This is a genomic window from Spirillospora sp. CA-128828, assembly GCF_050945415.1.
In the GTDB taxonomy this organism is placed as follows: Bacteria; Actinomycetota; Actinomycetes; order Streptosporangiales; family Streptosporangiaceae; genus Spirillospora.
Map to the genome: position 1 here is coordinate 8099523 of NZ_CP191986.1, position 23716 is coordinate 8123238.

25 protein-coding genes and 1 pseudogene are annotated in these 23716 nt (G+C 68.9%); 9 read left to right on the forward strand and 17 right to left on the reverse strand.

The window, feature by feature from the left end; all coding sequences use genetic code 11:
* Positions 1-129: 129 nt before the first annotated feature.
* Positions 130-759 carry a hypothetical protein gene (locus tag ACQPXG_RS38975; RefSeq protein WP_433464155.1) on the forward strand — a complete coding sequence of 210 codons (630 nt, stop codon included), beginning with the start codon at positions 130-132 and terminating at the stop codon, positions 757-759.
* Between the two features lies 1 nt (position 760).
* Here ACQPXG_RS38975 and ACQPXG_RS38980 read toward each other — a convergent pair whose 3' ends face one another.
* The 4 genes from ACQPXG_RS38980 to ACQPXG_RS38995 all read right to left on the reverse strand — a co-directional run bounded on the left by ACQPXG_RS38980 (position 761) and on the right by ACQPXG_RS38995 (position 4464).
* Positions 761-1924 (reverse strand): hypothetical protein, encoded by a 1164-nt coding sequence (locus tag ACQPXG_RS38980; protein ID WP_433464156.1) that lies wholly within the window; start codon positions 1922-1924, stop codon positions 761-763.
* Positions 1925-2030: 106 nt separating this feature from the next.
* The gene (locus ACQPXG_RS38985; protein WP_433464157.1) at positions 2031-3194 is read right to left on the reverse strand and encodes a hypothetical protein; all 1164 of its coding nucleotides are present in this window, start codon (positions 3192-3194) and stop codon (positions 2031-2033) included.
* A 26-nt stretch (positions 3195-3220) separates the two neighbouring features.
* Entirely contained in the window at positions 3221-3829 is a 609-nt protein-coding gene (locus tag ACQPXG_RS38990; RefSeq protein ID WP_433464158.1) for a hypothetical protein, read from the reverse strand.
* A complete protein-coding gene (locus ACQPXG_RS38995) occupies positions 3826-4464 on the reverse strand; it encodes an RNA polymerase sigma factor (RefSeq protein ID WP_433464159.1) in 639 nt (212 codons plus the stop codon). The genes ACQPXG_RS38990 and ACQPXG_RS38995 overlap by 4 nt, the downstream gene beginning before the upstream one ends.
* 441 nt (positions 4465-4905) lie before the next feature.
* On the opposite strand from ACQPXG_RS38995, the gene ACQPXG_RS39000 reads away from it, so the two are divergent.
* A complete protein-coding gene (locus tag ACQPXG_RS39000; RefSeq protein ID WP_433464160.1) occupies positions 4906-5373 on the forward strand; it encodes an N-acetyltransferase family protein in 468 nt (155 codons plus the stop codon).
* Between the two features lie 824 nt (positions 5374-6197).
* Complete coding sequence (locus ACQPXG_RS39005; protein ID WP_433464161.1) at positions 6198-6437, forward strand: hypothetical protein; 240 nt, start codon at positions 6198-6200, stop codon at positions 6435-6437.
* A gap of 9 nt (positions 6438-6446) precedes the next feature.
* On the opposite strand, the gene ACQPXG_RS39010 is transcribed toward ACQPXG_RS39005, so the two are convergent.
* The 5 genes from ACQPXG_RS39010 to ACQPXG_RS39030 form a co-directional block, all read right to left on the reverse strand.
* Positions 6447-7454, reverse strand: a complete 1008-nt coding sequence (locus ACQPXG_RS39010; protein WP_433464162.1) for an ATP-dependent DNA ligase — start codon at positions 7452-7454, stop codon at positions 6447-6449.
* A gap of 601 nt (positions 7455-8055) precedes the next feature.
* Positions 8056-8901: a DUF2637 domain-containing protein gene (locus ACQPXG_RS39015; protein WP_433464163.1), complete on the reverse strand. Its 846-nt coding sequence runs from the start codon at positions 8899-8901 to the stop codon at positions 8056-8058.
* Between the two features lie 525 nt (positions 8902-9426).
* Complete coding sequence (locus ACQPXG_RS39020; RefSeq protein ID WP_433464164.1) at positions 9427-10974, reverse strand: FG-GAP-like repeat-containing protein; 1548 nt, start codon at positions 10972-10974, stop codon at positions 9427-9429.
* Positions 10975-11611: 637 nt separating this feature from the next.
* Complete coding sequence (locus ACQPXG_RS39025; protein ID WP_433464165.1) at positions 11612-12214, reverse strand: VC0807 family protein; 603 nt, start codon at positions 12212-12214, stop codon at positions 11612-11614.
* Positions 12211-12381: a hypothetical protein gene (locus tag ACQPXG_RS39030; protein ID WP_433464166.1), complete on the reverse strand. Its 171-nt coding sequence runs from the start codon at positions 12379-12381 to the stop codon at positions 12211-12213. The genes ACQPXG_RS39025 and ACQPXG_RS39030 overlap by 4 nt, the downstream gene beginning before the upstream one ends.
* A 123-nt stretch (positions 12382-12504) precedes the next feature.
* On the opposite strand from ACQPXG_RS39030, the gene ACQPXG_RS39035 reads away from it, so the two are divergent.
* Entirely contained in the window at positions 12505-13140 is a 636-nt protein-coding gene (locus tag ACQPXG_RS39035) for a TetR/AcrR family transcriptional regulator (RefSeq protein WP_433464167.1), read from the forward strand.
* A 36-nt stretch (positions 13141-13176) separates the two neighbouring features.
* Here ACQPXG_RS39035 and ACQPXG_RS39040 read toward each other — a convergent pair whose 3' ends face one another.
* The 3 genes from ACQPXG_RS39040 to ACQPXG_RS39050 are packed head-to-tail and all read right to left on the reverse strand — an operon-like array spanning position 13177 to position 14946.
* Positions 13177-13872: a PhzF family phenazine biosynthesis protein gene (locus tag ACQPXG_RS39040; protein ID WP_433464168.1), complete on the reverse strand. Its 696-nt coding sequence runs from the start codon at positions 13870-13872 to the stop codon at positions 13177-13179.
* 13 nt (positions 13873-13885) lie between these two features.
* A complete protein-coding gene (locus tag ACQPXG_RS39045) occupies positions 13886-14458 on the reverse strand; it encodes a helix-turn-helix domain-containing protein (RefSeq protein WP_433464169.1) in 573 nt (190 codons plus the stop codon).
* Complete coding sequence (locus ACQPXG_RS39050) at positions 14446-14946, reverse strand: GNAT family N-acetyltransferase (RefSeq protein ID WP_433464170.1); 501 nt, start codon at positions 14944-14946, stop codon at positions 14446-14448. The genes ACQPXG_RS39045 and ACQPXG_RS39050 overlap by 13 nt, the downstream gene beginning before the upstream one ends.
* Before the next feature lie 215 nt (positions 14947-15161).
* Between ACQPXG_RS39050 and ACQPXG_RS39055 the strand changes: the two genes are divergently transcribed.
* Positions 15162-15692 carry a hypothetical protein gene (locus ACQPXG_RS39055; RefSeq protein WP_433464171.1) on the forward strand — a complete coding sequence of 177 codons (531 nt, stop codon included), beginning with the start codon at positions 15162-15164 and terminating at the stop codon, positions 15690-15692.
* A gap of 171 nt (positions 15693-15863) precedes the next feature.
* Here the strand turns inward: ACQPXG_RS39055 and ACQPXG_RS39060 are convergent, their stop codons facing one another.
* Positions 15864-17234 (reverse strand): PLP-dependent aminotransferase family protein, encoded by a 1371-nt coding sequence (locus ACQPXG_RS39060; RefSeq protein WP_433464172.1) that lies wholly within the window; start codon positions 17232-17234, stop codon positions 15864-15866.
* Positions 17235-17320: 86 nt separating this feature from the next.
* Here ACQPXG_RS39060 and ACQPXG_RS39065 point away from each other — a divergent pair, with 86 nt between their 5' ends.
* Positions 17321-18715: a pyridoxal phosphate-dependent decarboxylase family protein gene (locus ACQPXG_RS39065; protein ID WP_433464173.1), complete on the forward strand. Its 1395-nt coding sequence runs from the start codon at positions 17321-17323 to the stop codon at positions 18713-18715.
* A 120-nt stretch (positions 18716-18835) separates the two neighbouring features.
* On the opposite strand, the gene ACQPXG_RS39070 is transcribed toward ACQPXG_RS39065, so the two are convergent.
* Positions 18836-19054, reverse strand: coding sequence for a hypothetical protein (locus tag ACQPXG_RS39070; protein ID WP_433470187.1), 219 nt, complete (start codon positions 19052-19054; stop codon positions 18836-18838).
* Positions 19055-19287: 233 nt separating this feature from the next.
* Positions 19288-19590: pseudogene (locus ACQPXG_RS39075) on the reverse strand (DUF6463 family protein); the annotation flags it as partial.
* Positions 19591-19755: 165 nt separating this feature from the next.
* Here ACQPXG_RS39075 and ACQPXG_RS39080 point away from each other — a divergent pair.
* The 3 genes from ACQPXG_RS39080 (at position 19756) to ACQPXG_RS39090 (ending at position 22463) form a co-directional block, all read left to right on the forward strand.
* Positions 19756-20331 (forward strand): TetR/AcrR family transcriptional regulator, encoded by a 576-nt coding sequence (locus ACQPXG_RS39080; protein ID WP_433464174.1) that lies wholly within the window; start codon positions 19756-19758, stop codon positions 20329-20331.
* A 161-nt stretch (positions 20332-20492) separates the two neighbouring features.
* Entirely contained in the window at positions 20493-21626 is a 1134-nt protein-coding gene (locus tag ACQPXG_RS39085; RefSeq protein ID WP_433464175.1) for a hypothetical protein, read from the forward strand.
* A 75-nt stretch (positions 21627-21701) separates the two neighbouring features.
* Complete coding sequence (locus tag ACQPXG_RS39090; protein ID WP_433464176.1) at positions 21702-22463, forward strand: phosphotransferase; 762 nt, start codon at positions 21702-21704, stop codon at positions 22461-22463.
* A 35-nt stretch (positions 22464-22498) separates the two neighbouring features.
* On the opposite strand, the gene ACQPXG_RS39095 is transcribed toward ACQPXG_RS39090, so the two are convergent.
* On the reverse strand, positions 22499-23182 hold the full coding sequence (locus ACQPXG_RS39095) for a hypothetical protein (protein WP_433464177.1): 684 nt from the start codon (positions 23180-23182) through the stop codon (positions 22499-22501).
* A gap of 2 nt (positions 23183-23184) precedes the next feature.
* Entirely contained in the window at positions 23185-23679 is a 495-nt protein-coding gene (locus ACQPXG_RS39100; RefSeq protein ID WP_433464178.1) for a SigE family RNA polymerase sigma factor, read from the reverse strand.
* Positions 23680-23716 lie beyond the last annotated feature (37 nt).

The window sequence follows — 23716 nt, forward strand, 5'->3', positions numbered from 1 at the left end:
GATGTCCAGGCCGGTGTCGGCGAGGAACTGGTCCTTTGGCTTCGCGGTGTGGGAACACCACCAATCCAGTCAGTTCCCTCGGTGTGGGGTAGGGCGGACCACCTGCGGACAATGCGAGAGGGTGAGGGCATGAACGACGCGACAGGGCTCGTCCCTCAGACGGTGTGCGCGATCGCTGCGCGTTTGGCCGCGCAAACGTTTCCGCACTGGGCGCCGGTGACTGTCGCCGGTGGTCGCGCGTTGGTCAGTTATCGGTTCAATGGTCGTGAGCACGAGCGGCGTGTCAAGATCGGGTTGGGGGCGGTGACCTCGCCGGATGTGCTGCGATTGCTGGTCTCGTTGCCGTTGGGTGAGCGGGTGCGGTCGGGAGCGTTGACGTCCGCAGATCGCAGGCGCCTGCGGACAGTGGGTGAGGGAGCCATTGCTTCTGATGGGCCGGAGCTGCTCCGACTGGCGGTGCCTGCCGTGGAGACGGGGATCGCTTTGGTGCCCGCCGAGTCTTGGCGGAAAGGGCTGGAGGCGGCGGGAGGCTTCACGCCGTTTTGTGCACGGGCGATGGTGCTGCGGCGTGTGCCTCGTGACGTGGAGGCCTTGCGGATGGAGGCCGATTTCTACGGGATCGGTGTGATCGTTGCCGATAGTTCTGGCCGGGACGGTCCATCGGTGCTGGTTCCATCGGCCCCGTTCGTGCGTGAACGATTCAGCGTGGGCGGATGGCTGTTCTTGGAACAGTTGTACGCGACGGTCAGGCAGGCGTGATTCAGATGGTTGCGGCGGGGGGCTCTTGCGCCCACTTCTTGAGCACCGGCGTCGGCTTGAAGGCCTTGGGCTGGCGGAGCCGCGTGTTCTCTAGTTCATGCGCGTCAACGGCTCGCTGACAGCGCTTACGCCACCAGGTCTTGCGCGTGGTGAGTTCGGCGTTGCCGAGGAAGTCCGGCAGCCAGGCGGTCCATGTGGCGGTGTTGTGGGCGTGCGCCTCGGCCTTGATGGCGTCGGTTGCTCCGTGGAAGGACGGGAGCGGGGCGTTGTTGCAGCGGCCGCACGGGCAGAGCGGAGCGATGTCGTTGGCATAGATGCGCTCCAGGGTGTCGGCCCGCTTGTAGCACATCAGGTCGGGGACCAAAACGCTGGGCCAGTTCGGGCCGCCGCAGCGTTCGGCGGTTTCGGCGCGTTCCCCGGCTGGCACCAGGTGGCGGACTGAGCCGCCGGCGCCGATGCCGGCGAAGGCTGCACCGTGCGCGAGGGCGTCGAATCCAGCCAGATCGGTGCGCCACAGGCCGACCGGGCCGGCCTCGTGCAGATCGGCCAAGACCGCCCTGAGGTTGTGCGGGGCGTCGGTGAAGCGCCGAAGGGGATCACGTTGACCGCCGAGGATGAGCGCGACCGGATGCGGGATGCGTCTGATCACTGCGGCGAGCTGGCGCCGCTGGTCGTTCATCAGCCAGGTCACTGCCACCGGCAGCGGGAACAGCACGTCGTCGCGGTCGAGTTCCGCGGCCACTCGCATGATCGCTTCGAGGGCGTCGGAGTCACCCGCCTCCACATAGCGGGTCGGGGCGATGGCCAGGTCCGCGCCGCGTCGCCGTTGCTCGTCCAGGACATCGTCGAGATCCCCGCCGAAGAGAACATCTTCGGGAAGGTCGAATGGGGCGTCGGCGGTAGCGACCTGTTTCTCGTACGGGGCTTGGTCTTCCAGCAGCAGACCGCTGGAAACTGGACGCAGCGCAGCGGTGTGACGGGCGGCCTTGGCGTCGCACAGCACCAAGCCGCTGTGCACCGGGTCGACCAGTTTCGGTATTGCCCTGACGAACCGCGGCCGCTCCAGTACCAGGATCCGCTGGTCCAGCAGCTGCGCCGCGCGGCGGGGAGATGAGGTGGGGCGGGGCGCGGCAGCGAGGGCCAGGGTGTTGCGGTCGTTCATCATCTCACCTTCACAGGGCAGTGGGGGACGCCCGAGGCCTTGGGGGTTGCGCCCAGCAGGTTGTTGGTCGGTTTGTCGTTTTCGGTCGGATTCATGCGGGGGGCTCCGTTCAGGTAAGAGAGGCACGTCGCGGGACGCCGATGGGGACCAGCGCCGCGTGGGAGGTGCACAAGGCTTCCTTGACGCGGGCCATGACGTCGTTTGGGTCTTCGTTGATCAGGGCTGGGCCTGCGGGTATGTCCTTACTCCCGGTGATCAGCAGGACCTTTCCCGACTGCAGCGCCCTCTGCTGCCAGGCGTTGAAGGGTGGATCGGGCTGGCCGGCGGGGACCCGGTATCCGGCGACGAAGTTGATGGCGGTGTCCAGGTGAGGCTGGAAGAAGTCAACGTCGGTGGAGGTGACGTCCACCGCGAGATCGTGGGCCGCGGGCACCGGACCCATACCGTGGCTGTGCAGGGTGACCGGTTCCAGGCCGAACGTTTCCGGTCCGCCCAGGTGGTCGAAGTTCCAGGCGGGGACGTAGGCGATGGGGTAGGGCTGGCCGAAGGTTCCGGCAGGCAGCAACACCCAGTCCATGGTCTGATCGAAGATCTCTGGGTGCCAGCGGACACTGGCGGCCGCACACAGACCTTGCTCGCGGCCTCGCTTGAACTCTGCGATGCGGTCCTGAACGGTGTAGGTCTGGTCGGTCTTGCCCTCGGGCAGCCGAACACCGAGCCAGGGCCCGTAATAGACGGTCACCCAGAAGTGTTGTGCGGCGAGCGCCAGCCAGCCCGGGGCGAGCGTCACCTCGCTCTTCGCCCACACGCCGCCGAACTGGTCCCGCAGCAGCAGCCCGGTGTTGGTGCGATACAGACCCCACCCTTCGGCGGGAAGGTTGGCCAGCATGCCGCGGGGCTGGCGGTGGAATCCCGAGCTGATGATGTGCTCCATGCGAGGTTCATGGAAGGTACTGGTCCTCAGGTCCTTCACCGCCATGACCTGGGTGGGCTCGAACATCGCCACCGGCAGGACAGGAACGGTGTCGTACGGGTCGGTGAGCACAGTGCCGTCGGGCAGAATGTCGCTGATCATGGCGCCTGGCCCACCGAACACCGGGTCGCTGCTGGTGGTGGTTCGGCACGGCATGTCGACGTTCTGCAGGACTTCGATCATCTTCTCCTGCCGCTCTTGCCGCGATCCACCGACCATGTTCCAGGTGGCGGTGGGCTGCAGCGGGCTGGCGGCTGGTTGAAGCTGGCGGCTGCGCCGGTTACGGGCACCTTTTCCCATGATGGGGAGATTCCTTTCGTTGTGGCTCAGTGGGAGGGGACGAGTTCTACGGCTTCGTGCTCGGTGTCGAACAGACGGTTCACGCTGGCTTCGAGCCTTTCCATCTGCTCGGAGATGTCGGTGTTGATCTCTGTCAGCTCACCGATCCGTTCGTGCAGCGCCTCGTCCAGGGACAGGCCGTGGTGGCGGCGCATCACCAAGTCGATCTGGCTGAGGTTGTGCTGAACGTTTCTGATCAGGTTGAACGCGTCCCAGTGCGTCAGGCGCCTGGCCTGCAGGCCGGTGCGGAGCTGCAGGAGGGACTGCCGGGAGGTGGTCAGGTAGGTGGCAGTGACGACGGGCCCGACATCGCCAGCAGCGACGGAGGAGAGCAAGGTGTCGATCATGTCGATGTGATCGCAGATCTGCTGCAGGAAGCTGTTGTCGGATCCGGCCTCGCTGGCGGCCGTGGCCGTGGTGGTGCGTCTGAGGGACTCCGGCCTGGGCAGGCCGGCCCGGGCGTAGACCTCGTCCAGGCCTGCTTCAAAGTCGAAGGTGGCGTTGTAGTGCTCGATGAAACTGGCACGCGATCTGAGCATCCGGACATCGAACTCGGCGTCGGTTTCAGCGGTGCGGTTTCGCTTCCAGAGCCTCATGATGCGCCCTTCTCCCGAGATTCGACGCGCTTGCGCAGTGCCTTGCGCCCCCTGGCGAGGTTCTGGCGGACAGCCGCCATGCTCATGCTGAGAAGCCGCGCGATCTCCTCATGCCGAGCTCCGTCGTAGTACTCGGCCATGACTGCACGGGGCTTTGCCGGAAGGGCGCTGAGCTCCTCGGCGACCAGCCGCGCCTCCTCCTTCATCTCCAGCCATTCGGCGGGAAGAGCGCCCTCCGCGCGATCCCATCGCCGTTCCGGCAACTCCGCCGGGTCCGTCGATGTCTCCCGCACCCGCCGCTTGCGATGGGCGGTCGGTTTGGGGTGAGCATCAGCGACGATCTGGCGCGTCACCGTCTTGAACCAGGCGTCGAGATTGGAGATCGGCTTCGTCTGCACCTGCCGCAGGGCGCGCACGAACGCCTCTTGGACGACGTCCTCGGCCTCCTCGAACGTGATGGAGTTCCTCGACTTGACTGAGAAGACCAGGTTGGCCTTGTTCCGTCGATAGAAGGTTTCAAGGTGCACAAGGGCAACCGTGGTCTCGGAAACGTCGTCGGTGAAGTGCCGGTCGGGATAGATCTGTGGAGGTACCCCGTCGGCGTCCGCGCCGGCTCTGGTGAGCTCCTCGGTCATGGGCAACTCCCGGTGGGGGCACCTGATTCGGCTTCCGGTGCAACCCCTTGCGGGCGAACTGCCGTGGGCGGTCGGACAGTGAGGTCCTGTGTCCCATCAGACAGTTCCTGATCTGGCCCCACAAAGATCACGTACCTTTCTCTGGCGTGTACCCGGCCGACGTGGATGATCGAAAGGCGCCGGAAGCTGCCTCACCCATTCAAGAGGGGCGATCCGCCCGATCCGTGACAGGCGGGTTCGAAGGGCAGAAAACGCGCAGGTCAGGTCCTGGCGACGGCACGAACCACGGTTCAGCCACCACATAGACGATCAACCTAGGTTCGGCTGACCTGCGAACACGCGGGCGGCTTACCGGTGGCCTGACACGATGAGGATCTGCCGAGGTCGAGGCAGAACCGCCAGCAGCCAAGCCGTCCGAGCGAGCGTCAATGGGGGGTCCGCATGGCTGACGTCATCTACAGGGTCGCAGGCGCCACGGAACGGCCAGCCGTGGCAGAGCTGTGGCGGAGGGTCGAGAATGACGCCGATTTCATGCTCGCGGAACCCGGCGAGAGGGCCGTCCCGATAGAGGATCGCTCGTTCGAAATCGTGGTCGGCGGCGACCCGCTGCTCGGCGCGCTGCGCGTGGCCGTCGGGCGGTTCCAGCGGGTCGCGCACTGCGGGCATCTTGTCCTCGGAGTGCTGTCCTCACGCCGAGGACAAGGCATCGGGACAGGCCTGCTGCACACGCTTATCGAGGACGAAGCCCCAAAGCGGGGCCTGACCCGGCTCCAATTGAACGTCGCCGTCGAGAACCCAGCGCACCGGCTGTACCAGCGAATGGGGTTCACGATTGAGGGCATACGCAAGCACGCAGTCATGGTGGACGGGATTCCGCGCGACGAGTACGCGATGGCTCTCCTGCTGTAGCCAGACGCGCGGCCAGCGCGCCTCTGCCTCAGAGGCTCCCGACATCAGTGTCGGGCAGTGAACAGCGAGCATGAACGTCGTCTCTGTGTCCAACGCGCGGCGAAGCTCGGCGAGCGCATCGCCTTCCCCATCGGCTGACGGCCGGATGGTTGTCATGGCTCCAGGATGCCTGTCAGCGCTGATCGGAGTCGTCGCGCTCAACGATTATCGACAGCGGCTCGCTGATCATGTCTTGCCCGCTCCGATCCAGGACGCCAGCTTCCTGGGGTTCAGGTTTATCAAGGCGGGCCGAGCCTGCGGTTCAAAAATCTGGTTCTGGTCTCCGGCGCAGTTCTCGTTCGGTCGCCTCCCAGTACCGCGCCTGGCCCCGGTTCCTGCTGATCGCACGATTGCTCGGGTCGCGGGGATCGCTGGGATCGCTCGGCGGCTGGGTGCGAGGGCCGAGGCGTTCACGTGGCACGGCGCTGTAGTCCTGGCCGGGGACCGGCACGATGTCCCCGGCCGCGACACGGGCATGCCGACCGTGATGGCCGTCTGGACGAACCTCAAGCCAGAGAAGGCGGGCCCACCACGTGCGGTCCGGGTGCTGCTCCCAGGCGAGCAGATACGCCGGGCCACCGATGGCGCGATAGGTGACGACAGGCGGAGTCCGCATGTTCCGCACGTCACGCTCTAGAAGGATCGAACATGTGTTCAAGTATGCCCGTGCTGCGAGATGACACTGCAAGCGAACCTGTAGCGGCCGATGGCCGCCTGTCTTGCTGCTGCACACCGCGCATCGTTGGCTGTCGCCCCAACGGTTCAGCAGACGCGCAATGCGCCCCATGCCGAAACGCGACACCTGCGGCTGGATGGGACAGGTCAACGCGGGCATCATCGATGACGGTGACCTGGTCCTCGCGCAGGCCCACCACCGTGACGCCCACGTCGGCCAGGCATGGCTCGCGGGTTACTCGGCGCGGACGGCTCGTGGCGGACTGCGTGGGACATCGAGGAGGTCGCCGAGCATGCCGTCCCCGCGGACCTGCGTGGGCTCCGATGAGGCGGCCGAAGACGTCGGGTAACGCCAGCGGTCACTCCAGATCGAGACCGACCGGGACATCCTCCGGCGCCGCATCCCGCCTCAGCCGCACGAACCGGACGGTGTGACGCCAGCGGCCGTGCTCCACCGCGGCGTCCACGCTGATCTCAACGACGACGTCCGGTGCGACGCGCGTGTACTGGATCGGCTCGCCGGTGCCGGGTAGGCCGCCCGCCCATCCTGCGGGCAGTACCTCCGGCCAGGGATGGTCCCCGTGGGCCGAGGTGAAGACTCCGGCGAGCTCGGCGCGCGCCGCCCCGGGAAGGGCAGTGGACCGGGCGACGATGCGCAGGCGTCCGCTCTGGCCGTACCGGCCCAGCAGCAGGGTCCGCGGCTCGCCAATGATGCCAGTGACGCCTCCGACGATCGCCTCCGTGGTCGTCCGGTGCTTGACCTTCCACCAGCCGCGCTGGCCGTCCCGGTACGGGTCGTCCGCGGCCTTCACGACCAGCCCTTCGACGCCCTGCGCGAGGAGGATCTCGAACCAGAGCCTCGCCTCGCCGACGTCGCGGAGCTGCGGGCAGAGCACGACGTGGGAGGTGCCGGGGAGGCCGGCGAGGAGTTGCTCCAACTCGGCGCGGCGTTCGGCCAGCGGCGCAGGCCGCAGATCCTCTTCCCTGGCCTCCAGGACGTCGAATACGACGTAGTGGCACGGCTCGGTAACGGCGAGTTCGGCACGGCGGCGGCCAGCGACGTGTCGGCGTTGCAGCGCGGAGAAGTCGAGGCGGCCGTCCCTCCCCCAGCGGACGATCTCCCCGTCGACGACGGTGCCGGGCGGGAGCGTGTTGAGCACGGCCAGGGTGATCTCGGGGAAGGCATCGCCGAGGGGTTTGAGGCGCCGCGACCAGAGCTGGACGCCGCCGTCCTCGTCGACATGGGCCATGCAGCGGAACCCGTCGAACTTCGGCTCGTACCGGCACCCGCCCGAGCACGCCCACTCGTCCGGGATGTGGTCGATGCTGGTCGCGGCCATCGGGGTGACGGCCCTTCGGATGTGCAACGCCACCACGCTCCCCCGCACAGGGTCAGTGGCGTACGGCTACCCACTAGCGCCGTGGACAGCACCTGAGCGTGACTCTTGAGCGGCGTTTGGGCGGTTCATTAACTCATTGTGATGAGGGCGGAACCAGAGGGCCTCCCGTCGCCGCGTACACGGGCCGGGGCCACCTCCCGATCTGGAGCGGACGAGACTGCGGGCTCCCGCATACGCGGGGCCGACATGAACCCGCCGCCGCGCAGCCACACCCCCGTCGGACCATCCCCGCGCGGGGATGGTTCGGGTGGTCAGGCTCCCTCGGGAGAGTCAATTACGTCGGCCCCGCGCACGTGGGGATGGTTCGCTGGACTTGCGGACGTCGCCGCGCGACACCATGTCGGGCCCCGCGCTAGCGGGGATGGTTCTGACCAGGGGTTCCCGACGCGCCACCTGCACAGGTCGGCCCCGCACACGCGGGGATGGTTCAGTGTTGCCCTGCCGTCCGTACGTCGCCTCCCAGTCGGCCCCGCGCACGCGGGGATGGTTGGAATTCCGAATATATGTGCAAATGGTTGCGTTCAGCGCCTCGAACACAAACCCATATCGTGCAAGCTTCGGAATCACCTCACGAGACAACCGCGTCGAGTCGCCCGGCAAGACCAGCCTGCTTGACCAGCCGCCCCCAGCGTTCACTACGCCCGAACTGATCTGCGATCACCTTCCCCGGCGGAAGGTTTCCCTCCGCCGTGCGGTGGACCAACGCCCACCGCCATGCACGATGTTGAAGATCAAAATCCGTTCCGTCGCGCCTGCGCCGCGTCGACCGCCTTGATTTTGCGTTGTCGGCGCCACCCGGAGGATGGGGCTCCTCTGCCGAACGTATGAGTTCGAACATACGACCCCTACCAGCTTCTTCCTCTGAGCGTTCACCTCGGGTTCCGAGGTTCCCAGACGCATTCGGCGCGGTCGCAACGCGTGGAGTTCTATAAGGCTTCTCAGCGGCCCTATGAGCCGCCTCAGAGCCGGTGGGAGCCTCGCTTGAGGCGGCGCTGCCGGACTCGGTGTCCGGTACAGCGCCGTGTCGGACCTGACGCATCAACAGTTCATAGGAGCCGATCAACGCGGCTGAGGGCCACGCTGCAATCAGCCGTCCCACCAGCGAGGGCTCGGCCACCGCGACATTGGCCGCCAGGCTGGCGGCGCTCCCGGTCACCAGCAGCGCCCACGGCAGAAAGCCGCTGCGGCGACCCTGCCGGGAATCGGCCAGCAAGGTCATGGACGAGACCGCGATCATCCCGTCCACCGACACCGGCAGCAACGCCGCAGACCAAGAGTTCTCTCCGTACTGGCGAACCAAGAGGTACATGTGCTTGTACGACAGCACTGCCGCGATCCCCGCCAGCACGATGACGCTGCCGGTGGTCGTCCAACGGATCGCCCGATCACTCCAGGCTTGCTGGACCTCAGCCACGGCCGTTCCCCCTCCCCCGCGGCGTACCGGGTAGAGAGAACCGTTCCTCAACGATGAGAAGCCTCGGCGAGCTTGTTCCCATGTTCTGCGTGCCCTGCAGGGGGCACACCTAGATCACAAGCAGAAACCCGCTACGACCTGCGAAAACAGGACGGGCGGGTTTTTTCGTGCGTGCAGCCCTGGGGCGACCGCCGCCAACTGCTGACCCCGACCGAGACCCACCTCACCCGCTCCACATTCCGAGGCGCCAAGCGCAGCGGCCTGCACGCAGCCCTCCGCCGCCCGTGCACGCACCTGAGGGGCCCGGCCATCCGCTGGGACCTTCCTCCGGGGTTGCTTGAGGCGGCCTTACGCCAGGACCGCTGCCCGGTTTTCCCGCGGCCTTCGCCGGCCTGCTCGGTACCTCCCGCGTCGTGCTCTGCCCGGCCTGCGGGTTGTGGTCGAAGTGGCCATTGCGGGTCTGCCTGCCGCGCGGTGGCCGCACAGCCCCCGCACGGGATCGCCGGGGCTGTGCGGCCGGTTCGGTCAGGGGAGGACGACGTCGCCGATGTGGGCGAGACGGCCGCTCACGCCGAGGGTGGCGGAGCTGAACGCCTTGATGCCCGTGGTCGTCACTCCAGAGGCGGTGCCGTTCAGCATGTACACCGCTCCCTCAGAGATGTTCTCGCCACCGGAACCGACGGTGAGGTCCGCCTTGCCATCGCCGTTGAGGTCCGCGAGTGAGACCTGGGAACCGAAGTAGTCGTTCTTCTCCACTGAACCGGGCACGCCCGCGGTGCCCTCCCCGAACTGCTGCGCGTTGGCGCCGGTGAGGCCATCGGACGAGCCGTACAGGACGGTGGCCGCACCGGCCGACTCCGTGGTGCCCACGGTCTCGCGCGGCGCGCCCACCGCGACGTCGGCCTTCCCGTCGCCGTTGACGTCCGCTGCGGCGACGGAGGCGCCGAACCGGTCACCTGGCTCTTCAGTGCCCGGGACACCGTCGGTGTCCTGGTCGACCACGGTGAAGGCGCCGAGGCCCGCGGCCGTGCCGGTGTACACCCTGACCTCGCCACCGCTAGAGGTGTCGGCTCCGACGACGAGGTCTGCCTTGCCGTCGCCGTTGACATCGCCTGCGGCCAGGGAGCCGGTCGACACCTTGTCGTTGGTGAACGCCGGAGTGGCGGTGAGCCCGTCCGTTGAGCCCTTGTAGACGTTCAGCCGGAGGAAGACACCGTCGCCGTCGATCGCCGGCCACACGATTCCGTAGGCCAGATCGGTGTAGCCGTCGCCGGTGAAGTCCCCGGCGGTGGTGGAGACGTCATAGCTTTCGCCTTCGCCCTGGCCGACCTTGATGGTCGTCCCGTTCAGGTCGCCCGAGGCCAGGTTGCGGTAGAGGGAGAACGTACCCGCGCCCCCAGCGGCTAGGTCAGGCTTGCCGTCATGGTCGAAGTCGCCGGCGCTGACGGTGTGCGCACCCTTGCCGAAGACCACGGCCCTGGATGACAGACCATTCGCGCCACCGTAGATCAGTGTGATCCGGCCAGAGTCCAGCGGCCCCTGGTAGTCCTCGCCGTCCGCGACGACGGCCAGGTCGGCATACCCATCGAGATCGAAATCGGCCGAGGCGAGCGAGCCGCCGAAGCCGTCCCCCTCCTCCGAGCTGCCCGGCACGCCGGGACCCGCCTGCGAGATCGCCTGACGCTCGGCGGAGTCGGGCCCGGATGCGCCGCCGTAAACAACGGTGACGAAACCGGCGCGATCAGCTCCGGAATCGGTCCCGAACGGGCTGCCGAGCGCCAGGTCGCGCTTCCCGTCACCGTTGAAGTCGCCGGGCCGGGCGGGGACCCGGGGAGCGGCCTGCGCCGGCATCGCGACGAGGCCCGTGGCGCCTGCGGCCACGCCCGTGAGCGCGGCGAGCGCGGCGGTACGCAACCGTCCAGTGCGTCGTGCCATCTGTGCATCCTCCGATTGGGTAAGGGGACTGATTGCGGGGGAGCTCTCATAGAGAAGACGATCCGTGATCACGCGAGGTTTACCGATTGAAAATTGCGCCGGATCGGAGACCGAGACGTAATTGCTCGTTTCTCGCATTCGGCCCGCTGAAATAATTCACGCGCTGCGGGAACACCACTCGGCGCCTCAGCGGACTCCCCCTTTGCCGACCTGGACGGGGACCTCCTCGCATAGGGCAGTGACGGCTCGCGACCGTCCTGGTGAGTTCCACGGCCACGAGATTTGCGCCGCTCCCGTGCCGCGCCGCCAGGCGACGAGCACCGGGTGTCGGCCCCGGACCTTGAATAGGCGGGCGCCCGGCTCGCCAGCCTCATGGCGCAGGATGTCGCGGGCGCCGACGAGTTTCCGTGCCATCAGCTCGTAGGTCTCGGCCACGGGTCGGCGGCGACGGATCGTGCCCCCCTAGTCCATGAGGGGGAACGCGCCGAACATCAGGGATCGGACGTTGAGGTGGCTGCCGGTGTGCCGCACCTCGGGCGCCAGTTGGTAGCACAGGTGGTCCTGGCCCTCACGGACGATCTGGTCCGCCCCCTGACGGCGTCCGAGAAAGCGACCAACTGGAACAGGTACTCATCGGTCTTACTCGTCCACAACAGCGGCACGTACGGTTCGTTCTCGCACTTCAATAATCGGACCGCGTCGCCGCAGGAGCCGGACGAGTTCCGCGACGAAACGCCGGTAGTCGTCGATATCCTCATTGCCGGGATCCCTGCGGTCATCCCATGGCCTTTTGCATCCTGCTGCGAAATCCCAGGACCACCATCAGGCCGCTGCCGATGATCGCCAGGCCCACCAGCCGGGATACCGCCAGTACCTCCGCCGTCGTCAGTACCAGCGCCAGGACCGTCAGCGCGACCGCGTGGACGAGGAACGTCGCGCCCATGATCGTGGTCAGCACCGTGGACGCCTGGCGGCTGCGCGCCTCGACCTGCGCGTTCTGCCGTTCCCCGCTCCGCCTCATCAGCCGCGCGGCGGTGAGGAGGATCGGCCTGCGCACGGCGGCCGAGCCGAGGAACAGCAGCCCGACCGGCCCGGTCACGACGGCCTCCTGCAGTTTGAGGACGAAGGCGTTGCCGCCCGAGAGCAGCACCACGATCAACGCGATACCGAACGCGGCGACCGCGATGACGCCGATCGCGTCCACCCGCCGCCGCCACGCGAAGACGGCGAGGGTGCAGGCCGCCGGGACGGCCATCGCGACCGCCAGAGCCGCGGCGTCGCCGGGCAGGTGCGGGCGCAGCAGCAGGTAGACGACCAGGGGGACTGCGCCGTTGAGCGCAAGGCTGGGCAGGACGGTCCGCAGCGGAACCGGGCTCATGACGTGCCGCCCCGACGGGCGGCGAGCCAGGTGATGCCGGAGGCGAGGAGCGCGACAACGCCGGCCGGGACCGTGATCTCCCTGAATCCGCCGAGGTTGAGCGCGCCGACGGCGACGAACACCGCGCCGACGACGGCCAGCCGGATGACCATGATCTCTCCAATCATCGAGGCGACCTTCTATAGATACCGCTAGTACCCATTGAAGGTACTTAGAGTCCCTTAAAAAGGCAAGTATGATGTGGTCTCCTCAGCTCGGAAGGTACTGACGACCTGCTCGGAGGCGCATCCATGCGATCGGACGAACCGGTCCGCGATCCGGCGGAGGGCACCGGCGGACGGACCCGGCGTCCGCGACGCCGGGCGGCGGAGGTCGAGCGCGCCGTCCTGCTCGCCGCGGTCGAGGAGCTGACCGAGAAGGGCTACGACGGCTTCACGATGGACCGGGTCGCCGCCCGCGCCGGCACGAACAAGACGGCGATCTACCGGCGCTGGCCCAGCCGCACCTCGCTCGCCTTCGCCGCCTACAAACGGATGGTCGCGTGGCCGGGGAGCCCGCCCGACACCGGCGATCTCCGCTCGGACGTGGTCGAACTGCTCCGGTCCGCCGTCGACCGGATGAGCTCTCCGATGGAGGCGGAACTGCTCCGCGGTCTGACGATGGACGCGCGCCGGGAACCGGAGGTGATGGCCGGCCTGCGCGAGGAACTCGGTCGGGGCGAGCCCGGCACGATGCTGGCCATCGTGGCGCGGGCGGTAGCCCGGGGTGAGGCACGCCAGGAAGCCCTCCTCCCCCGGATCGCGACCCTGCCCATCGTTCTGCTGCGCAACGAGTACCTGATGCTGGGCAGCCTCGGTCCGATCTCCGACGCGACCATCGCCGAGATCGTCGACCAGGTCTTCCTCCCGCTGGTCCGCCCGCGCTGACCCTTCGCCGCAGAACGGGGCGCGTCAGGGATGGTCTTATCGGAAACCGGGCCCGGTCCACGGCTCGGGAGCCGGCGGATCGAAGATCAGGTCGCCCTGGCTGACGGTGACGGCGTGGCCGCCGACCTGGACGTGGTCGTCCTGGACCTGGAGCGCGAGGCGTCCCCGACGTGGCGACGCCTGGACGGCCCTCAGCCGGGCACGCCCGAGCCGAGCCGCCCAGAACGGCCCGAGGACGGCGTGGGCCGAGCCGGTGACGTGATCCTCGTCCAGTCCGTGGGCAGGGACGAACACCCGGGAGGTGAAGTCGGCGTCCACGCCGCCCGCCGCGGTCACGATCACGCGGCCGACCGGCAGGCGGAGGATCCGCGGAATGTCCGGCCGGACCGTCTCCACCTGCGCAGCGGTGTCGAGCATGATGACGTACTCGGCGTCGTTGCCGGCGAATCCGCCGGCGGCGGTGAGCCCGAGTGCGTCGAGCACGTCCACGGGGATCTGCCCCTCGGTCACGGCCACGGCGGGAAGGCCCAGCCAGATGCGCTCGTCGCGGCGGCGCGCGGTCAACGTCCCGCGGCCATGACGGAAGACGATCTCGTCATGCCCGAGGGCGTGCGCGGCGGCCAAGGTGGCGTGGCCGCACAGCGGCAGCTCGGACGTGGGCGTGAACCAGCGGACGCCCCAGGCATCGGCCTCCCGCCATACGAACGCGCTGGTGGGCTGGTGCAAAACCATGAGGTCACGTCGGTCATGCCGTGGCCTTGCGGGTGACGACCACGAGGTAACGGCATTCGCCGGTGGTGTCGTTGACGAACTCACGGGCCTGCGGTTCACCGAGCTCGAGCGTGTCCCCGCCGGAGAGACGATGGACGGTCACCCCGTCGACCAGGGTCAGCTCGCCGTCCAGGACCCAGATCAGCTGGGCGATGAACGCGTAGCTCCCCGCCGGCATCGGCACCCGGGCACCCGCGGGCAGCACGATCTCGGTGACGTCGACGGGAAAGCCCGGCGTCGATATCTGGCGCCGGAGGTAGCCGGTGTCGGGATCTGTCCAGTGAGGGGTGTCGGTGCCGCGCCGCACCTGGCCGGTGGTGGCCCCGTCCGCCGGCGACAGCAGCGCGGTCATGCTCAGCTCCAGCGCGGCGGAGAGCTTGCCGAGAACGACGGCGGTCGGGTTGCTCTCGCCACGCTCGATCTTGCTGATCATCGCCCGGGACACACCGGAGGCGTCGGCGAGCCTGGCCAGTGACCAGCCGCGCCGGGCCCGCTCCGCCTTGACCCGCCGCCCGAGAGCGTTCGGTCCCTCCATCAAAGTGGACATGGATTCACCTTAGGGTCGGCGTCGCGGTCGAGGCGCAACTCCATGAAGACGCTGTTGGGATCCCGGACGTAGCCGGCGAACGGCTCGCGGAGGGTGAATCCGTGCCGCGCGTAGAGCCGCCGGGCCGGGGCGAAGAAGTCCTGGCTTCCGGTCTCCAGCAGCACCCGCCGGTGACCGCGCTCGCCGGCGACCCGCAGCAGGTGACGGAGCATGACGGTCCCGACGCCCTTCCCCCGCGCGGCCCGCGCCGTCCGCATGGACTTCAGTTCGACGTCGCCGCCGCCGAGATCCTTGAGCGCGCCGCAGCCGCACAGCTCCGGCCCCTCCCAGGCCGACCAGAAGTCGACGGCGGGGTCGCGCAGCTCCCGCAGATCCAGCGCGTGCACCGACTCCGGCGGCGAGGTCGCGTGCATGTCGGCCAGATGCTCCTCCAGCAGCCGATGGACCTCGGGCCGGGTCAGGCCATCGAGCTCGAAGCGCAGCACCATCCGGACTCCTGTCTCACCGGCCCCAAAATACGGTGCGGTCAACGATCGCTACTTTCTATGATAGTGGATATGCTTCCACTATATGACCCGATCGTGGTCAGGTCTGGATGGGCCGAGAACGCCGAGAGCATCGAAACCGCGGGAAGACTCCGCGAGATCGGCGCCGAGTCCGGTCGCCGGCTCGACCTGACGATCATGCGACTTGGGCTCGCTCCATGACGACCGCCATCGCCACCGGGGCCGTCGCGGGCCTCGGAATCGCCATGCAGGTCGGAGCCGTCGCCGTGTACCTGCTCCTCCTGAGTTCGACGGCTCCCATGCGCGTCGATGCCGCCGCGGCACTCGGGGTCGCGACCGTGGACGGCCTCTACAGCGCTCTCGCGGTCGCGGCGGGGAGCGCGGCGAGCCGGGTGATCGAGCCGATCGCCGACCCCCTCCGCTGGACGGCCGCCGCCGGAGCGACGTCACCCGGGCGGGCCTACCTGCGGCTCATCGGTGTCACGGTGCTGAACCCCGGGACCGTCGTGTACTTCGCCGCGATCGTCATCGGCAGCCGCTTCGACGTCATCGACCGGTCGGCCTTCGCCGTCGCCGCGTTCACGGCGTCCGCAGTCTGGCAGATGGCAGTGGTCCTCGCCGGGTCGGCGCTGGGACGCCTGCTCACCGGCTACCGAGGACGGCTTGCGACCGCCGTGGTCGCCGGAGCGCTCATCGCCGCACTGGCCGTGCGGACGTCCGTTCGATAGAGGCTCCCCGTGGCGTGGTCCATGAAGCCCGCATCCGCGACGCCGCCGGATCAGCGCGACGAGCAGATCCCGGAAACCGCCGGCGTCGCCTGTTCGACGAGGCCGGGGAGCCGGTCGGTGGCCGCAGCGACGGCGAGGAGCGCGGCCGCCCGATCGCCGTCCTGGCCGGGCTCATGGGTCCTGATCGTTGCAGGCGCGATCCAGGGCGGCGGCGACGCGGTCCAGCGTGGCGATCGGCGGGGTAAAGGGCAGGCGCAGGTGGTGGGCGTGGGTGGCGTCGGCCGCGAATGAGGGGCCCGGGGAGATTTCGAGCCCGTACGCGCGGGCGCGCGTCGCGACGGTATCGGCTCGCATGGTGCTCAAGCGCAACCAGAGCGCGAGCCCTCCGGGAGGAACCGTGAACTCCCAGCGGTCGTCTCCGGCCAGCAGCCCGCTCAGGTGGTCGCGCTGCCGCTGCAGGACGACCCGTCGGTGACGCAGCACCGGTTCCAGGTCGCGAAGGAGTTCGGCGGCGACCAGTTGTTGCGTCGGCGCCGCGGACAGCGGTTCACACAGTGGGTGGCGGGCCAGTTCGCCGATCAACGCCGCCGTTCCGCGGATCCAGCCGACGCGCAGGCCGCCCCAGATCGTCTTGGCCGCCGACCCGATGACGATGGAGCCGGGTATCCGCTGGAGTGGTGCGGGTGTCTCGCGCAGGTCGAGATCGCGCATCGTCTCGTCGGCCACCACCGTCACCCGATGCCGTTCGGCAAGCCGGGCCACGGTCTTGCGGACGGCGCCGGGCATGAGCGCGCCGGTCGGGTTCTGGAAGTCGGGGACCAGGTAGGCCAGACCGCCTGCGGCGGCCCGGAACGCTTCGTGGATCTGGTCCGGGTCCCAGCCGTCCGGGGCGACCCGGCAGCCGACCAGGCGGGCACCGGTCGTCCGGAAGGCGGCCAGGGGGTCGGAATAGGTGGGGATCTCCACGGCCACGACGCGGGGACGCAGGTGCGCCGACAGCAGCGCGAGGGCGGCACGCGTCCCGGAGGTGATCAGAATCTGCTCGGGCCGCGTGGCGAGCCCCTCCGCCGTGCAGCGGTCGGCGATCAGTGAGCGCAGCTCTGCCAGCCCTGGCCCGGTCTCTCCGGTTTCGGCCAGCACCGGCCCGGAACGCTCGGCCGCTCTGAGGAGGGCCTGTTGGTACGCCGTGTGGGGCGCGGCCGGAACCGCCCTTCGAAGATCGATGATGCCGGCCGCACCAACGGCCGAGGACGGTGCGATGCGCGCCGCCGCCTCCCGCGGAAGTCGCAGGGTGCTCGCGCTGCCGTGCCGGGTGTCGACCCAGCCCTCGTCCCGGAGGATGCGGAGCGCGGCGATCACGGTGCCCCTGCTGACGCCGAGCGCGGCGGCGGCACGGCGTTCGGCGGGAAGCCGCGAACCGACCCGCAACCGGCCGTCCAGGGCGGCGACGCCGACCGCGTCGGCCAGCGCGCGTGCCAGCGCGACACCTGGTCTTCGCCATTCGCCCAGTGCCGTGACCAGCTGGTTGTCCGCGATGTGCACTGGTCCAGTTTGCCGGTATTGGACCAGACTTTCACGCCGTGCGGTGGATACCGTTCCCCTGAAGCCACCGGAATCGGAGCCCTCCCATGCACCCACGCCTCGCCGCCGATCTCACCGGACTGCCGGATCTGCTGGAGGCGACCCGCCTGCGCGCGGCCGAAATGGTCGGTCGCCTGCATGAGCGGCCGGTCGTCCCGGCGCTGCACCTGCCCGCCCCTGAACCACTCCCGGAGGAGGGGGCCGGGCTGACCGCGGCACTTGCCGAGTTCACCCGGAACTGGGCTCCGCTGCTGTCCGCCAGCGCGGGACCTCGTTATCTGGGCTTCGTCACAGGCGGCGTGACCCCGGCCGCACTGGCAGGCGACTGGCTCACCGCGGCGGCCGACCAGAACCCCACGTCGGCCCTCGACGGCGCGGCACCGGAACTCGAACGCCGGACGGTCGGCTGGCTGCGCGAGCTGTTCGGTCTCGGCGACGCATATCAAGGGGCGTTCGTCAGCGGCGCGACCATGTCCAACACGGTGGGTCTGGCCATCGCCCGCGAGTGGCTCGGCGATCGCAGAGGCGTCTCCGTGGCGCAGGACGGCACCGCGGCGTTGGGACGGGTCAGCGTCCTGTCCGGCAGTCCACATTCGAGTATCGCCAAGGGCCTGTCCATGCTCGGGCTCGGCCGCACCTCATTGGTGCACGTGCCCGTCCTTCAAGGCCGAGAGGCAGTCGACCCGACGGCACTGGAGGACGCACTGACGCGCGTCGACGGCCCGTGCGTGGTGGTCGCCAACGCCGGCACGGTCAACACCGTCGACTTCGACGACCTCCGCGCCATCGCCGCACTGCGGGAACGCCACGACTTCTGGCTCCATGTGGACGCCGCCTTCGGCGGATTCGCGGCCCTGTCGCCGGACCACGCGGACCTGGTCGCCGGCCTCGACGCCGCCGACTCCATCTGCATCGACCTGCACAAATGGCTGAACGTCCCCTACGACAGCGCCATACAGTTCACCCGCCACCCTGGCCTCCAGGTACGGGTGTTCCAGAACGCCGCCGCCTACCTCGGCCCTCTCGGCGAGACCCCCGACCCCGTCCACCTGACTCCGGAGAACTCCCGGCGCCTGCGCGCGCTCGCCGCCTGGTTCACACTTCGCGCTTACGGGAGGGACGGGCACCGCGAGATCGTCCAGCGGAACATCGCCTGCGCACACGCACTCGGCGAGGCGATCAAAACGATTCCCGGGCTGCGCCTGCTTGCACCGGTCCGCCTGAACGTCGTCTGCTTCACGCTGGCCGAGGACCCCACCGCCGAGCGACTGGCCGACCTCGCCGACGAACTGAAGGACGAAGCGTTCCTCACCCCCACCACGTACGCCGGGACACCCGCTCTCCGCGCCGCCTTCAGCAACTGGCGCACCACCCCGGCCGACGTCCACCAACTCGCAGAGGCCCTGAAAAGCAGGCTCACCGACCCGACTCCCACGGCATAGGAGCCAGGAGCCGCACCGGGCGCGCTCAACGAAAGGACCCCGGGGTTGTCGCCCCGGGGTCCTTGGTTGCGCGCACGTGAGTTCAGCGGTCGATGACCGCCTCATCCACGTTCAGTTGGTTCAGCGCGACCGGCGCCGGCCGTTGCGGTGCTTGATGTCGATGACGGCCGCGTAGCCCACGCAGACCGCGGCGGTGACGAACGTGACCACCCCGGTGACATTGGGGTCGCGGGTGAAGACCCAAGTCGCCGCGTCGACGACCAGAGCGACCGCCGATGCGACAGCCACGTTCCGGCGTTCTCCGTCGGTTGCGAAGCGGGTGCCGTTGTTCTCGCGCATGGGATCGTGTCCTTCGCTTGTCTGTGTTGGGCCCCGAAGATCCGAGGCGACCGCGGGGGAACCGGGCCGATGTAGACCGTGAGCAGCAAGCGCCGGTACGCAATCCCTGTGAACGGTCTTCTACGAGGTCCGCGTTGCGTCGGCGTGGGGTGGGGGTTGCCGTGGTGGGCGGTGCGGCGGGCTCCGGCCAGTAGCAGGATGTTCGCGAGCAGGAGGATCGGCCATGGCGTGAACACGAGGACCACGGCGCCGACGACGGCCCAGGTGCCCAGCGTCCAGGCGATGAACGGCGGTGGCGTGATGTGGCGGCGGTCCAGCCACAGCACGGTCAGGCCGACCACGACGAGCGGCACGCCGAAGCTGGCCAGACTCAGCCAGTACGCGCTGTTCGCGGGGCTCATCGCGGTGAGATCGTCCCCCCGCAGTCCCCCGCTGAACCACGTCCCCGCGTGGCTCGCGGCTTTCTCCAGCGTCAGCGCGAGAAGCGTGTGCGCGGCTCCGAACAGCGTGATGAGCCAACCAGCCCACTTGACCATTTGAACTCTCCGTCCTCGGCGTGCTCGGGAACCGGATAATGGAGGGCGACGAGACCGAACGACACGGCCACCGCTCCTCCATCGTTATACGGTGGCGTATAAAGCGAGGCTAGACCAGTTATACGGATCCGTACAACAGGTCGAAAGGGTGAGGTGGGTCATACGATGGGCGCGTTGCGCACACTGCGCGAAACCTGGGTCGAGGAGGGGCTGCGGGCACTGGCCGAGGGTGGTGTGGACGCGGTGCGCGTCGAGGTCCTGGCCAAGGCGCTCGGCGTGACCAAGGGCGGTTTCTACGGCTACTTCGCCGACCGTGGCGCGCTGCTGACGGAGATGCTGGACACCTGGGAGCGCGAGAGCGTCGACGACGTCCTCGACCGGGCCGAACGGGAGGGCGGCGACGTACTGGACAAGGTCCGGCTGGCCGGGCGGCTCACCTTCTCCAGCGACCGCCTGCTCCCCATCGACCTGGCCATTCGCGACTGGGCCCGCCGCGACCAGGCCGTCGCCGAGCGCCTGCGCCGCGTGGACAACCGGCGCATGCAGCTGCTACGCGACGCGATCAGCACGTTCTGCCCCGACCCCGACGAGGTCGAAGCCCGCAGCCTGCTCGCCTTCAGCGCGGCCATCGGCAGCAACCTGATCGCCGCCGACCACCCCGGCCGCACCCGCGCCCAGGTCATCGCCCGCGCCGGCGACCTCATCCTCAACCGCCCACCCCAGCCGTCCCCTTCACCTTGAGGGCGACTCGAAGGTTCCCGGTGGTGGGGTCACCAAGATCCGTCGCCCGGGGGGCGAGGCTCAGTGTTGTTGTACGCGGCACTCCCGGGCGCCGCAAGGCAACCGAGGTGATCGCTTGGGCGTCCTCACTGCAAAGCCGGGAGCGGGGGGAAGGAGTTCATGTGCGGTTCGTGAGGCGTTTCGCGATTCCCATGGCGGCTGTGGCGGGAGTGGTGCTCGCCGGGGCGCCGCCCGTCCTCGGAGCGGAGGCGGACTGGCGGAAGGTGCCGCACTCCAGCGCGGAGGGCACCCTCAAGGACGTCGCCGTGCTCGGCGGGAGCGACGCGTGGGCGGTCGGGGAGAAGCATCCGCCGTACGAGTCCGCCGATCCGGTCGCCGAGCACTGGGACGGCATGTCCTGGAAGGAGGTGGCGGTTCCCGACACGCCGACTGGCACGGGCAGCCTCGACGGTGTCAGCGCCGTGGCGTCCAACGATGTCTGGGCCGTCGGCGACAGCACCGGCCTCGGACCGGTGATCCGGCACTGGGACGGTGCCGCGTGGACGGCGGTCCAGCCCGCCGCGCCGACCGACGGCTCGCATGTCGGGGCCGACCGGCTCAACGACATAGCGGCGGTCTCCAGGACACAGGCATGGGCGGTCGGATCCTTCTCCGGCAGGAACACCCCCGGCCCGGTCACCCTCGTCGAACGCTGGGACGGGGCGAAGTGGTCGCGGGTGGCCTCCCCCAGCCCGGGCCGTCTCGGCAACACTCTGCAGGGCGTCGCGTCCCTGTCGGCGACGAACGCGTGGGCGGTCGGGTGGTACCTCAGTGACGCGGGCAACAATGTCGCGCTCGTCCTGCACTGGGATGGCCGTGCCTGGACCAGGAGCCCGGTGACCCTCCCGTCTGGCAACACTGAACTGCAGAGCGTCACCGCCGTATCCGCCACGAATGTGTGGGCGGTCGGCGACCATGAGGGCAAGCCGCTGGTGATGCACTGGAACGGCACCCGCTGGCGCGTCCTGCCGGAGCCCGCGCTGACCGAGACACGGCTGAGCGCCGCTGCTCCGGACGGCAGGGGCGGAGTCTGGGTCGGCGGTTACCGCATGACGGACGGCGGAGTGACGAGCCGGCCGCTGTTCCTGCACTGGAACGGCACCAGCTGGACCACCGGCACCAGCGAGGAGGCCGAGGGGACCGTCGAGGGACTCACCCGCGTGGGCACCTCGATCTGGGCCGTCGGGACGACCTCGCCCTGCACATGCTTCGTCGCACCGCCACTGGTCGAGGTCAACGGCCCCGTCCCGCAGTGACGCGCGAGCGACACGTCTGCGCAAGGCGCCAGAAAACCTGATGCGCGGGCCGGGCATGCGGGATAGAACGCGAGGGTGGACGAACAACGGCTGCCTGGGGGGCGGCACGTGGGCGGGGTGCGAATCGGTGACACCGTCCACCGCCCGGCGAACCCGTGGACCCCCACCGTGCACGCGGTGCTGCGCCATCTGGAAATCGCCGGGTTCGAGGGTGCTCCCCGGGTCCTGGGCTTCGATGAGCAGGGGCGCGAGGTCCTGACCTTTCTGCACGGCGAGACCATCGGCGAACTCCACCCCTGGCCGGCGTGGCCGCGTTCGGAACAGGCACTACGTCAGGCCGCCGGCTGGATGCGGCGGCTGCACGACATCACGGCGGCCTTCGTTCCGCCGGAGGACGCGACCTGGTTCGCCGGGACGTGGCGGCCCGGCCTGATCATCGGTCATCACGACGCCTCGCCCTACAACGCGGTGTGGAACGACGGCGGTCTCGTCGGGTTCGTCGACTGGGACACCGCCGGGCCTTCGCCGCGGGAGTTCGACCTGGCTCATCTGGCGCTGACCTGGGTGCCGCTGCAGCCCCGGCACGTCGCCGAGTCCCAGGGGTTCACGGCGTTCGAGGATCGGTCACGGCGCCTGCACGTTCTGCTGGACGCCTACGGTTACGAGGGCGACCGCAGCGCTTTCGCAGACGTCATCGTCGAACGGGCCCGCCGCCAGGCGTCCATCATCCGTCGCCTGGTCGAAGGCGGCCAGACGGCGCTACGACCTTTCGCCGAACGGCTGGAGCAGGCGGCCGCTGAAGTTCGGGCGCTCCCTGCGTCATTCTGGCGTGCTTGAAAGCGAAGCGCCGGGCCGGACGCACTGAAGGAGGATCATCCTCGGCGGTCGTAGACGCCGATGGCCCAGATCCCTGGACGGGTGCCGGTACGCGCTGCGATCTTCTCGATGGCGTCGGAGAACGGGTCGGGCGGGTTGCTCTCGTCGATGTCCGCCTCCGGTGGCAGGACCCATGCCTCCACGGTGTGGGGCCGGCCCGTCCACGCCGGCCCGGCCGACTGGCTGTCGTACTGCGCTAGATGGTCCTGCGGGCCGCACCTGCCGATGCTCGCCGCCCGCCCGGGGGTATCGCTCTTGATCACCAGCCAGGAGTCGGGAACCGAGCACCGCACGTTGTACATGGTGTCGGTGCTGAGCGCCGTGAACCGCAGACGGACCGGCTCTCCCATTCGTTCATGCTGTTGCGACTCGATGAGCGGCAGCTTCTCGGCCCGGAAGAAATGGTCGGCCTCGCCGGGCAGCGGCACCTCGGCCGGAAGCCGTACCGACGCCAGCACGGTGTCGGCCGGGACCCTGTCGTCCGCACCACCGGGCAGGGCGAGGGCAGTGACGGCGACGGCGGCTGCGGCAGCGGCCGTCATGGCCGTGCGGGTCGCACGGCGGCGGCGCCGCATGCGCCTGCCCAGGGCCGCTGCCCGCTCGCCGCGGCCGGGATCCGGGGGTGCACCTTGGGCGCGTTCCCGCAGCATGGCGACGAGTTCCTGCTCCGTGTTGGGCATGGTCATCTCACTTCGTTGAGGGCTTGGAGGGCTGGATCGACCTGCAACCGCAGCAGGGCCCGGCGGAGCTGGGTCTTCACGGTGGAAGCGGAGCAGCCGAGGATGTCGGCGACCTGGGTGAGCGGGAGCGACTCGAAGTAATGCAGCACCACGACCGCGCGCTGCCGGGCCGACAACCGGGCCAGCGCCGTCCACATCGCATCGCGGTCGTCAAAGGCGGCCGTCGGATCCGGCTGGGATGATTCGGGCAGTTGCGCGGTCGGGACCTCGCCACGCCATCGTCGCCGCCACCAGGAGGCGTGTGTGTTGGTCAGTATCCGGTAGACGTACGGGGAGGGATCGTCCGATACGCGCCCCCAGGCGATCCACGCCTTGGCCAGTGCGGTTTGCAGCAGATCCTCGGCGCGGGCCCAGTCCTGGGTCAGCAGGTAGGCACTGCGCAGCAGACGGTCGGAATGCTTCTCGACGTAGTCGTCGAAACCGGATCGATCCGCCATGCGGCGTCCCTCCTGTTGGTGTCTTCGTTGGGACTAC